Source organism: Cupriavidus sp., from assembly GCF_057315035.1.
In genome coordinates this window covers 102,558-114,060 of record NZ_DBHKYV010000010.1, presented here as the reverse complement: position 1 = coordinate 114,060, position 11,503 = coordinate 102,558, and the positions used below count along the sequence as shown (strand labels likewise).

At 62.8% G+C, this 11,503-nt stretch carries 12 protein-coding genes; 4 read left to right on the top strand and 8 right to left on the bottom strand.

The window, feature by feature from the left end:
• Positions 1-310: 310 nt before the first annotated feature.
• The 3 genes from ACO550_RS15320 to ACO550_RS15310 form a co-directional block, all read right to left on the bottom strand.
• Complete coding sequence (locus ACO550_RS15320) at positions 311-1,297, bottom strand: tripartite tricarboxylate transporter substrate-binding protein (RefSeq protein ID WP_315592394.1); 987 nt, start codon at positions 1,295-1,297, stop codon at positions 311-313.
• Between the two features lie 143 nt (positions 1,298-1,440).
• Positions 1,441-1,656 carry a DUF1289 domain-containing protein gene (locus ACO550_RS15315; protein WP_315592393.1) on the bottom strand — a complete coding sequence of 72 codons (216 nt, stop codon included), beginning with the start codon at positions 1,654-1,656 and terminating at the stop codon, positions 1,441-1,443.
• A 43-nt stretch (positions 1,657-1,699) separates the two neighbouring features.
• On the bottom strand, positions 1,700-2,758 hold the full coding sequence (locus tag ACO550_RS15310) for a 3-keto-5-aminohexanoate cleavage protein (RefSeq protein ID WP_315592392.1): 1,059 nt from the start codon (positions 2,756-2,758) through the stop codon (positions 1,700-1,702).
• Positions 2,759-2,873: 115 nt separating this feature from the next.
• Between ACO550_RS15310 and ACO550_RS15305 the strand changes: the two genes are divergently transcribed.
• Entirely contained in the window at positions 2,874-3,878 is a 1,005-nt protein-coding gene (locus ACO550_RS15305) for an AraC family transcriptional regulator ligand-binding domain-containing protein (protein ID WP_315592391.1), read from the top strand.
• Between the two features lie 40 nt (positions 3,879-3,918).
• On the opposite strand, the gene ACO550_RS15300 is transcribed toward ACO550_RS15305, so the two are convergent.
• Positions 3,919-5,166: an MFS transporter gene (locus ACO550_RS15300; RefSeq protein ID WP_315592390.1), complete on the bottom strand. Its 1,248-nt coding sequence runs from the start codon at positions 5,164-5,166 to the stop codon at positions 3,919-3,921.
• A gap of 111 nt (positions 5,167-5,277) precedes the next feature.
• On the opposite strand from ACO550_RS15300, the gene ACO550_RS15295 reads away from it, so the two are divergent.
• Positions 5,278-6,201 (top strand): LysR substrate-binding domain-containing protein, encoded by a 924-nt coding sequence (locus tag ACO550_RS15295; RefSeq protein ID WP_315592389.1) that lies wholly within the window; start codon positions 5,278-5,280, stop codon positions 6,199-6,201.
• A gap of 25 nt (positions 6,202-6,226) precedes the next feature.
• On the opposite strand, the gene ACO550_RS15290 is transcribed toward ACO550_RS15295, so the two are convergent.
• Positions 6,227-6,583, bottom strand: coding sequence for an ElaB/YgaM/YqjD family protein (locus tag ACO550_RS15290; RefSeq protein WP_315592388.1), 357 nt, complete (start codon positions 6,581-6,583; stop codon positions 6,227-6,229).
• 354 nt (positions 6,584-6,937) lie between these two features.
• Here ACO550_RS15290 and ACO550_RS15285 point away from each other — a divergent pair, with 354 nt between their 5' ends.
• Entirely contained in the window at positions 6,938-7,267 is a 330-nt protein-coding gene (locus tag ACO550_RS15285) for a ShlB/FhaC/HecB family hemolysin secretion/activation protein (RefSeq protein ID WP_315592387.1), read from the top strand.
• A 180-nt stretch (positions 7,268-7,447) separates the two neighbouring features.
• Here the strand turns inward: ACO550_RS15285 and ACO550_RS15280 are convergent, their stop codons facing one another.
• The 3 genes from ACO550_RS15280 to ACO550_RS15270 form a co-directional block, all read right to left on the bottom strand.
• Positions 7,448-7,669 carry a hypothetical protein gene (locus ACO550_RS15280; protein ID WP_315592386.1) on the bottom strand — a complete coding sequence of 74 codons (222 nt, stop codon included), beginning with the start codon at positions 7,667-7,669 and terminating at the stop codon, positions 7,448-7,450.
• Positions 7,670-7,848: 179 nt separating this feature from the next.
• The gene (locus ACO550_RS15275; protein WP_485994895.1) at positions 7,849-8,850 is read right to left on the bottom strand and encodes a Bug family tripartite tricarboxylate transporter substrate binding protein; all 1,002 of its coding nucleotides are present in this window, start codon (positions 8,848-8,850) and stop codon (positions 7,849-7,851) included.
• Between the two features lie 11 nt (positions 8,851-8,861).
• On the bottom strand, positions 8,862-9,959 hold the full coding sequence (locus tag ACO550_RS15270; RefSeq protein ID WP_315592385.1) for a porin: 1,098 nt from the start codon (positions 9,957-9,959) through the stop codon (positions 8,862-8,864).
• 495 nt (positions 9,960-10,454) lie between these two features.
• On the opposite strand from ACO550_RS15270, the gene ACO550_RS15265 reads away from it, so the two are divergent.
• Complete coding sequence (locus ACO550_RS15265) at positions 10,455-11,336, top strand: alpha/beta fold hydrolase (protein WP_315592384.1); 882 nt, start codon at positions 10,455-10,457, stop codon at positions 11,334-11,336.
• Positions 11,337-11,503 lie beyond the last annotated feature (167 nt).

The window sequence follows — 11,503 nt, the reverse complement described above, 5'->3', positions numbered from 1 at the left end:
GCCTAAGCGCGGTAGGAATCCCCGTCGTTTAGGGTTCGTTTAGGGCGGGGAGGATGTCAATGCCATGCGTCGCCACAACTCACGGAGCTGTGCTGGCAGGTCTTCCCTGTTCCGGGCCCATATGCGCAGTTGATCGCCGAAAACCAGATAGGAGCGCCGACGATGTCCCCGTACCGCATCCAGCGGTAAGCGCAGCACCGTGTGAGCACTTGCGTACAGCCGGCGTTGCGGACGATACGGATCTCCGGCACGGTCGAGTCGATCGGCTGAAATTCGGGCCTCGATCCAGCCGACCCCTCGCCTCAGCCCCTCAAGGCTTGATCGCAAACGTTTTGACGATCCCCGCGTTGCGCTCGTATTCCGCATGCAGGGACTGGTTGAGGTCCTGCAGCGACTGCGCTGGCATCGGTTCATAGCCCAGCGCTTCCAGGCGCTCGCGAACCTTGGGGCTGGCTGCGGCCTTGTAGACCGCGCCCTGGATCTTCTGAGCCAGGTCGGCGGGCACCTGTGCCGAGGCGATGACACCGACCCAGTTGCTGAAATCGATATCGGGATAGCCCTGTTCAGCGAAGGTCGGCACCTGCGGTAGCAGCGGCGAGCGATTTTTCGATGCCACTGCATACGGCTGCAGCTTGCCGGCGCGGATCATGGGCAGCGAGGTCACCATGCCGTCATACATCAGCGGAATCTGACCGCCCATCACCTGTGCGAGCGCAGGGCCCGAACCGGCGAACGGCACGTGCTGCAGATCGATGCCAGCTTCCTGGTTCATGATCGCTCCCGCGTAGTGCGATGCGGTGCCCGCACTGTACGACGCAAAGCTGAGCTTGCCCGGATTGGCCTTGGCGTACTTGATCAGGCTCTTGAGGTCCTTGGCCGGCAGGTTTGGCGTGCCTACCAGCACCATGCGCGAACGGCCCACCGCCGCGATCGGCCGGATGTCCTTCATCGTGTCGTACGGCGTTTTCTGAACCTGGGGCACTTCGGTCAGCACATTGGTTGCGGTGACCATGATGGTCTGGCCATCGGCCGGCGCTGCCAGCATGGTGTTGATGGCGATGGCACCACCACCGCCCGGCTTGTTGTCGACCACCACGGGCTGGCCCAGGTCGGTGGCAAGCTGTTCGGCCAGCAGGCGTGCCATGACATCCATGGTGCCGCCCGCCGGTGCGGGTACCAGCACGCGTACAGGCTTGCTGGTCCATGCCATGGCGGCGGGCATTGCCAGCGTGCCGAACGCCGCCAGGGCGGCGATGGTGGCGCGGCGCAGACGAAGCAGCGCAGGTCGTTTCAGCATGGTTGTCTCCTCTCTTTGTTTATAGGTGCAAGGCAATAAAAGACCGGACCTGCCTCGCTTTGGCTGGGAGGAAAGTGTCGAAGATTCCATGGCAGGACCGGTGAAAAGCGTGGCGTGCGCCGCATACGTCGTGCGGCGCATCGTCAGTCGGTGGTAGCCCCGGTGGCTACGGGCGTGCGCCGCTTGCGCGCGGGCAGCGCCGCCATGACAAAGGCCCGCTGGGCCTCCGTCATGCCGTCCCACAGGCCGATTTCAATTGGCGTCCTGCCGCAGCCCTGGCAATAACGGCGCGCCTGGTCGAGCCGGCAGATATTGATGCACGGGTTGCTCGCGGGCAATGTGTGGGACGGGTCTGGCATGGCGGAGAAGTTGCTACGTGGTGCTATGCGGCGATATTTGGGCTCAGGCTGCGCGGCGCAGCGGCAGGTTCTTCTGGCCCACCCGGCGGTTCGGCAGCATGCCGTGCGCGGTCAGCGTTTCGTCGACGCTGTCGTACCAGGTACCGATGCGGTAGATCTCGCGCGCTTCCTTGCCCGAGGCGATCTCACGCCCCAGCTCATGCGCCACGCGCACGCATTGCTGGATCTGCTGCACCGACGTCATGCGGTTGCCATGCTGGTCGATGATGGTGTCCTCGATGCCGCAGCGCGGATGCAGGCCCATGGCCATCGCCATCGTGTTGAAGGGCAGCACGTTCTTGAGCAGCGATTCAGCGGTCAGCGTGCAGCCGTCTGGCGCGCGGTGGATGAAGTTGAAGAAGTTGAACGGGTTCGGACCGTCAAAGCCCCCGCCGATGCCGATCCAGGTCAGGTTCAGCGGACCCTTGTAGGCGCCGGCACGCACCATGCGTTCGAGCGTTTCCAGTGCATGGATGCCGGTCAGCTGGAAATGCGGCTGGATCCCCGCGGCGCTCAGGCGGCGCAGGTGTTCCTCGACCCATCCCGGACCGGCCGGTACGGTCATTTCGCGATACGCCTCGATATAGGCGGGATTGGACAGCGAGGTACCCTCCAGATACTCGGGGTACAGCAGTTCCATGATGTTCATCTGCGTGGTGTTGATGGCCACGGTGACCTGGTCCGGTGCCGGTGTCAGATCGGCCAGCATGTGGCGCGTATCGTCCGACAGCCACACGGCAGCCTGGCCTTCGTCTTCGGGTGCGAACGAAATCGAGCCGCCCACCTGGATGATCATGTCGGGCACCGCGGCGCGCACGCCGGCAATCAGTTCATTGAACTTTGACAGGCGCTTGGAGCCCTTGCCGTCGAGTTCGCGCACATGCAGGTGCAATACCGTGGCGCCGGCTTCGTAGCAATCCACGGCCTTCTGCACCTGTTCTTCCATGGTGACGGGAATGTCTTCCGGGAAGTCTTCGGGCATCCACTCGGGGCCATACGGCGCCACGGTGATGACCACCTTGTCCATGTTCTCGGGGTGCAGGGAATCGTCGAGGAACTGCATGTCGTCTCCTTATGTCAGGTGCGTTTCCAGTGCCCGAAGTATCGGCCAATGGTGCGCTGTGATTTGACGATTCGGGACGATCGATTTACATTTCGGGACAGTCAGGGAAAACACGATGTCCTACTACCTACGCAGTGCAAGCCTCACTAACTATGTGGATGTGGCACGGGCTGTCGGGCTCGATCCACACCAGATGCTTCGTGCGGCAAAGATCAGCCGCAATGCGTTGCTCGATCCCGATATCCGCATTCCGGCGGAGCATGTCGGCCGGTTGCTGGAGAACTCGGCCCGTGCCGCGCGTGCCGACGATTTTGGCTTGCGCATGGCCGAGCAGCGGCAGTTCTCCAATCTCGGCCCGCTGGCATTCGTGGTACGTGAGGAGGCCACGTTGCGCCGCGCACTGGAGTCGATGGTGCGGCACATGGGCCTGCAGAACGAGGCGTTGGCGATGCGCGTGGAAGAGGCCGAGGGACTGGTGCTGATCCGCCTGCAGATCCTCAGCGATGCGCCCGGCTCCTTGCGCCAGGCCACCGAACTCGCGGCTGGCGTGATGTTTCGCATGCTGACGTTGTTCCTGGGGCCGGCGTGGCGCCCGCGCAGCATCTGCTTTACGCACCGTGCGCCCGATAGCATGGCCACTTGCCAGCGCGTATTCGGCATGCCGGCGTTATATAACCAGGATTTCGACGGCATCGTGTGCGTGGCGCAGGATCTGGAGGCGCCGCTGCCTTCGTATGATCCGGTGATGGCGCAACAGGTAAAGCGCTACCTTGGCACGCTGCTGGCGCAATCGAACACGAACATGACGGACAAGGTGCGCAAGCTGGTGCACGCGTTGCTGCCCAGCGGCATGTGCTCGGTGGACCGGGTGGCCCAGCAACTGGGGGTCGACCGGCGCACGGTGCACCGCTGGCTGGTGCAGGATGGCACGACGTATTCGGATGTCGTCAACGAGGCGCGCACGATCCTGGTGAGGCGCTATATCGAGAACCGCTCGCGCCCGCTGTCGGAAGTTGCCACGCTACTGGGATTTTCTTCGCTGAGTGCGTTTTCGCGCTGGTTTGCGGTGCAGTTTGGTTGCAGCGTCTCGAAATGGCGCGCGAGAGAGGATGGAAAATAACGGCGCGATCCTGCAGCTGGACGCGCCTTGTCTCCCGCTATCAAGCCTTTGGAAACAATGGCCATACCCCCAGCGCCACGACCGCCGTGGTTGCCCATACTATCGGCCACGATGTCATCGCCAGCCAATGTGGCAACACCAGTGGCGTCAGGAAAAAGCCGAAGAACACCACGGTATTGGCCATGCCTAGCGCCGTGCCCGCGCGGTCGGCGCCGGCCAAGGCGGCCAGTTCGGTATATCCCACGCCGTGCCACGCTGAAACCGTGATGCCCGCAACCGCAAGCATTACCGGCACCAGCGCCATCAGCGTTGCGCTTGCCAGGCTGCCATGCACGCCTGCCGCGAGTATCAGGAAGGCCAGGACGGTGGCCAGCGTACAACCGCGCAGGTAGGCGCGCCGATTACCACGGCGGTCGGTCCAGCGGCCGCTCCAGACGCGCATGACCATTGCGCCGCCCTGGATCGCGACCATCGTCGCGGTGATCACGCCAAGGCCGGCATGCGCATGGTCGTGCAGGAAGATCGATGCGAATGTCAGCACTGCGAATTGCGGTACGCATAGCAGGCCGATGGCCATGACTATGCGCCAGATCGCCGCGCGGCCGAGCGGATTGGAGTTGCGATCATGGGCCGATACACCGGCCCCGGTGTCAGGCGGTTCGTGTAACCAGCGCCAGGTCAGTACTGCCGACAGGCCACACAGTAGCGCTACCCAACCATAGGCCCAGGCAAAGCCGACCGTCGACGCCAGCCAAGGCAGGGTCAGCGCGCCAATGCCACCACCCAGCGGCACCGCGGTCTGCCGAATGCTCATTGCAAGTCCGCGCTCACCTTCGTGAAACCAGCGCATCACCGCGCGGCCGCTCGCGCCATTGACGCTGCCACCAACCAGACCCACCAGCATCATGGCCACTACCAGCCATGACAGCGTTGGAATATGCGCGATAGTGGGCGCCAACCACAGCGCCATCGCCAGTAGCGCGGCGCTGGTGGCCGCGAGCCCACCGAGCAGGACGGGGCGATCACCCCAGCGGTCGGCGGCCAGGCCCCAGGGCAGTTCCGAAAGCGCGGTGCCAAGCCCGATCGCGCCGACAGCCAGGCCAATTTGCGCATTGTCGAGTTGATAGCCGGTGCGCATCCAGACGGCCGTGGTCGGAATGCCGCCTACTGCTGCCAGCACACTGGCATTGGCAGCCACGCCAACGGCGAGCACCTTCCAGCGGTGGGCGGGGCCAAAGCGCCGGGCCGGCGGCATCGATGGCGAAACAGCAATGGTGTGGGAGGACATGGTTGACAGGTGATCTCGAAGCTATTTGACGGGATCCAGTCTGTCACCGAGAATTAATCCTGAAAATCAGAAAATAATCGATATATCGTTCGATAAAACAGGATGGTTGTGATGTCACGCATCAACCTCGATCTGGCGGCGTTGCGTAGCCTGCTCGCCGGGATGGAACTCGGCAGCTTTGCCCGTGCAGCCGACCGCGTTGGCCGGTCCACTTCGGCAATCAGTGCACAGATCAAGAAGCTGGAGGAGCAAGCCGGTACGCCACTGTTCCGCAAGGCCGGGCGTGGCCTTGCGCTGACCGCCGCCGGCGAAGCAATGCTCGGCTATGCGCGCCGGCTGGTGGAACTGAACGATGAAGCAGTGTCCGCGGTGCGTGGGGTGGATCTGTCTGGCGGCATCCGGCTTGGATTGCAGGAAGAGTTTGGCGAAGGCCTGTTGCCCGAAGTCCTGGGCCGCTTTGCGCGAGCGCATCCGAAGGTGCGCATTGAAGCGGTGGTGGCTCGCAATGCGGATCTGCTCGAAAGGATCGATACCGGGCGCTGCGATCTCGCGCTGGTCTGGGCCGACCTGCATCCGGCTGTCGGTGAGCCAATGGAAAGCTGTTACGCCATGGGCCATCGGCACACCGAGCGGATAGACGATCCCCAGATGTGCTGGGTGGGTTCTGCCGCGGTGCCGTGGCAGCCGGCTTCGGGCGAGCCATTGCCGCTGGTGGCTTTCGACCGCCCGTGCCAGTTCCACGCGGCTGCCACTGCCGCGCTCGACCGCGCCGGCATTCCATGGCGTGTCACGTTCTCAAGCCCGAGTCTCGGGGGGCTATGGGCGGCCACGGCCGCCGGCCTCGGCCTGACTGTACGCTCGCGCTATGGTTTGCCCGCGAGCGTACGAGCGCTGCCCGCAACGGAAACAGGCTTGCCTGCATTGCCGACGATGTTACTGGTGATGGTGCGCGCGGCGGCAAGCCTGCCGCCCGAAGTGGAGCGGCTGGCCGAGATCCTGCTGGCGTCGCTGCGCGCTACGCCCGGCGAAACTTGAGGCGCATCCGATCAGTCAATCGGCATCAGTCGTCATAGCGGTTGCAATGCCGCGACGGCCTGCACAGCAATGCGCCCAGCAGTACCCCCAGGCCCAGCGCCATGCCCACTGACCGCAACGGTTGCTGATGCACATACTCGGTCACGCATTCCTGCCCACGCGACACACTGTCGCTGACCGAGTCCTTGATCGCCGCGAGCTTGTCGGAGCCGCTCGCGGCCTTGGACAGAAAAGTTTGCTTGGCTGACTCGATGGCTTCGCCCGTCAGGTTGGGCAACTGCGCAAGCAGGTCGTCAAGGTCCTTCGCCAGTTGCCGGGTATCTGCACGCAGGCGCTGCTGCGCATCTTTCGGGTTGATGTTGTTCGGATCGTCGATGGCCATGGCGGTCTCCTTGTTAGGCGCTGAATCAGGCAGTAAAGGTGGGTAAAGAGGGAACATGCCAAGGTGCATGTTTCATACCAGCCAGTGACCTGCGGCAAGTTAAGACTACCCAACGATAGACGCTGCACAAAGCCCTGCGCAACTTACGCAAGGTTGTAATTTCCGCGCGCAGCGGCTCGATTGAACCGGGACGTCGACAGTCCGTTGCGTGTGCGCTGCAGCCAACCCTGAGTCAAAAATAATTCAGATCGGAAACTGTGGAGGTGCTTTTTAGGGGAATTGCGAAAGTGCAGCAATGACGTCCCTTGTACTGCGCCGCAGCCATAACGACGTGTTTGGTATGCGGTGCGGTTGATGCGCCGCTTCGGCAACAGCTATATCGAAGACACCGAAAATCCGCAGCAGCGCCACAGCAACACAATCCTTGAGGTGGGCGTGACCGATTGCCACGACTTCGGCCAGTCGCAGCTCGATGCGACGCTGGCGTTTCGGCAGAGCGTTGGCGCCTTCGGCGCGCAACGCGATGCGCTGGCTGCTGACGATGGCCCCACGTGGCGCTACCAAATGATGGTGTTCGACGCGAACCTGTCTCTACCATTACGGGTCGCCGACCAGGCGTTCCGCTTCGTGACCACGGTGCGGGGCAATTCACCAATGATCGGCTGTACTACATCGAAGACATGACCATCGGCAGCCGCAACTCGGTACGTAGTTTCGATGGCTAAAACCAATTGGCCGGAGAGCGAAGGGCAGTGAGCTGCGGGCGCCGCTCGGTCCCAGCGGACAGGCCTGCTATGCCGGTCTTGACTATGGCCGTGCGTATGGTCCATCGACCGAAGCATTGGTGGCTACGCAGTGCGCTTGTTACGGCTCCGCGTCCCGCAGTACGTCTTCGAGATGCCCTCTCACCAAGCACGGCAGGCAGAACGCGTTGAACGTTTGCTCCGATGTCTCGCTGTGTCTATCAAGCAGTTCCAGTACCCCGTCGATGCCGACCAGTACCGCATGGGCTTCATCACCGCTGATCGTGATGTCGTCGGTGTCGTACATATGGAATGGGCTTCGAAGTGCGGTAAGGTCGGTCATGATCATCCTTGCAATGAGCCTCGCCACGATTGGCGATCACTCAGTGTTGACTTTGTTTTGACGCAAGTCGATGAGACGATTCGCATTTTGCAAGCTGATTGACACAAAAAAGCCCGGCGTTGCGCCGGGCTGCAAGTACTACCCTCGTTCCGAGAAAACGTCAGACCCGTGGCCTGTCTTCAGTCGGCCTGGATGGCGAATTCCTTGACCAACCTGGTATAGCGGGCATGATCCGCGGCAATCAGCTTCTGCAGCACGGCTGGATCGCCGCCGACCGGGGTGACGGCGATGGTGGCCATACGCGCGATCACGTCTGGTTGCTTCAGGATCTCGTTCACATGGCCATTAAGCGTGCGCACGATCTCGGGCGGCAAGTTCTTCGGACCCAGCAAGGCCTGCCACGCGCCGATTTCCACGTCCTTGTAGCCGAGTTCGGCCAGCGTCGGCACGTTCGGGGCAAACGGTGAGCGCTTCTGGTCGGCCACGGCCAGTGGCAACAGCGTGCCGTTGCCGACATACTGCGCCACGGCGCCGTAAGTTACGTAGGTCATCGGCACCTGTCCGCCCAGCACGTCGACGATGGCAGGCGCGGTGCCACGGTATGGCACCTGCGAGATCTTGACGTTGGCCGACTTGTTGAACAGTTCGCCCATGATGTGCATCGGCGAGCCATTGCCAGGCGTGGCGTAGGTTTCCACCTTGCCTGCCTTGGCGCGTGCCACGAGGTCACTCATGCGCGTGATGCCGCTGTTCTTGTTCACGACCACGAACAGCGATTGCGTGCCCAGTTCGGCGATGGGTGTCAGATCGTTTTGCACGTCGTACGTGGCGCCGGTGCCGGCCTTCAGTACCAGCGGTGCGATCGACACTGTGTTGGGTGCCAGCAGCAGCGTGTAGCCGTCGGCGGCGGCGCGCGCCACATAGGCGCTGCCGATGGTGCCGGCGGCGCCGGTACGGTTTTCCACCACGACCGATTGCTTCAGGCGCGCGGCCAGTTTCTCGGCCATCAGGCGGGCCAGCACGTCGGTGTCGCCACCGGCGGGATAGGCCACCACGATCGTGATCGGCTTGTTGGGATACGTGCCCTGCGCCATCGAGGGGGCAGTGCTGAGCAGCGCGGCGGTGCCGATTGCCGCGCCAATGGCGGCGACGATGATGCGGCGGACAGTGTTCACTTTCATGTCGATCTCGCTCAGAAGACGTGCTTGATGCCGACCATCGCGCCAAACTGCTGGCCACCCGGCTTCGGATTGGCGCCAGCCTGCGCGCCGCTCACGGACATCGCCAGCGTGCCGTCGTTGTTGATGTAGCCGGCGGTGGCGTACACGGCGGTGCGCTTGCTGAAGTTGTACATGCCGCGCACGGCGTACAGCATCGCCTTGTTGTCGCTGTTCTGGTAGTTCAGGTAGTAGACCTGGCCGGCCAGCGTGAATGCGGGCGTGATGTCGTACGCGGCACCGATGTAGTACAACTCGGACAACGGCGTCGTGCTGCCCTGGTTCTCGCGGCGGATCACGCCGGCACCGATCTTGGTCTTGTTGAACAGCATGTAGCCGGCAATCGACGCGCGGTCGTCGCGCAGGCTGCTGCTGGTCAGGCCGCCAAACGCGCCCGGGCCTCCGCGCTGCGAATCATAGGCGGCGGTGATGCCCCACCATTTCTGGTCCCAGCCGATCATGGCCGACCATTCGCGGCATTGGCTCTTGTTGGCCGGGTTCTCGCCCGCGCAGTTGGTGCCGGACGGGCTCGGGCCGCCATTGGCCACGTCGCGGCCAAAGCTGTAGGTGGCGCCCATGGTCAGGCCGCCGAAGGTGCCCTTGTAAGCGATGGAATTGTCAGCGCGTGTGTTGGGCAGATAGCTGTCGAGCGAACCGGATCCGAACGCGTTCGGTCCCAGGATGTCCGGATCGAGCGTGGCCCAGAACAGCATCGTGTACTGGCGGCCGAACGAAATCTGGCCCCACTGGTTCGAGGACAGACCGACCAGCGCCTGGCGTCCGAACAGACGACCGCCCTGGTTGGATGTGCCGGAGTCCGGCGCGAAGCCGCTTTCGAGCACGAACACGCTTTTCAGGCCATTGCCGAGATCCTCGCTGCCACGCAGGCCCCAGCGCGACGGTACGGTGCCGGTGAGCGTGTTCATGCGGACCACGCCATTGCCGCCGGTACCAACATTGCTCACATACTCAACGCCGGTATCCACCACGCCATACATGGTGACGGACGACTGGGCGGTTGCCAGCAGGGGCGCTGCGGCTAGCAGGCCTGCCGCGTACTTTGCGATCTTCATCTACCGTTTCCTTCTCTAGTCTTGTGGGCTCCGTGGACGTTTCCGGCGGCAACGGTATGGGGGCTGCCGTATTTCTGTCGTGTTTCATTAGTAAAACAATGAACTACATAGGAAACGTGTGAGCGAAATATAGTCACGGCGCGAAACGGCGTGGATAAGGGTGATCCCTAGTGAGGCGTAGTGGTGACGCCAGGACATGTTGGCCACGCCACTCTGACGAGGGGACTTGCGCTTGTCCGCAGTGGTGCGGCGCGCACCGACGCGGCGCAGTCCCATATGAACCGCGCATTCGCAACCACCTTGCGAACCATGCGGGGCGCGCCTTGCAGGGCTCGCGCAGCGTTGCCCCATGTAAGGGCGTACTTTTCTCCCGAAGGGATAAGCATCCGGATCGATCTGATCGCGGTGATTTTTCTAAATGTTTACCCTGATCCCACGAAGCAAAAAACACGGCCTATAGTCGAGATGTTTTATTTGCGGATCTGAATTTCATATATGGAACAATACGCGCCCCATCGTGCACTCGACCCAGGTGCCGACCTGCTTGCGGCTCTCGACAGCCATTTCGCGGAACGCGTCGTCATGACCGGAAACGACGGCACGCGGGTGGCCTGCCGCGTGGGTGGTTCACGCGGTCCGGTCGTAGTGCTTTTGCACGGCATCAGTTCCGGAGCTGCATCGTGGTTGCCGTGCGCCAGTCTGCTGGCGGCTGGTGCGCGCGTGATTGCCTGGGATGCGCCGGGCTATGGACAGTCATCGCCGTTGCCTGTCGCGGAGCCCACGGCGCGCGACTATGCAATGCGGCTAGAAGGATTGCTGGAGGCGCTGCAAGTGAGGCCGGACCTGATCGTCGGCCATTCGCTCGGCGCGTTGATGGCTTCGGGCTACGCGGCACATGCTTCGGCCGCGATGCAGCCTGATCGATTCCTGCTGCTGAGCCCGGCGCTTGGCTATGGTGCGCCCGGGAACGAAGAAAAATCACGCGAGGTGGCCAGGCAGCGTATCGAGGCTCTCGATACGCACGGTGTGGACGGTCTGGCGCAACGCGGGCCCACGCGCCTGCTAAGTGCCGCGGCAACGCCGGGCGCGCAAGCGTGGGTGCGCTGGAACATGCAGCGGCTCAACCCTGATGGTTATCGCCAGGCCGTGGCATTGCTATGCGGCGACGATATCGGCCACTACCTGGAGCAACGGGCGCGTCCGGTAGAAGTGGGATGTGGCGCGCAGGACGTGGTGACTACACCTGTGGCGTCCGCCGCGCTGGCCGAGCGCTTCGCGCTGCCATTCCACCCGATCGCCGATGCAGGTCACGCCTGCTATATCGAGCAACCGCAAGCTGTTGCCCGACTGATTCGCGCCGCCATCCCGCACGCCTGAATACCCGCGTACGCCACGCTGGCCGGCTATCGGCCAGCGCCCTCTCCAAGTCGCGGGTTAACCCCGATCAATCTTTAAAGCTTCGTTGTCTATAGTCGTACCTGTGTTCAATATTTAAACTCGTGTTTCATAGGTAAAACAAACCAATGAGCGCGACAGCCGATTGA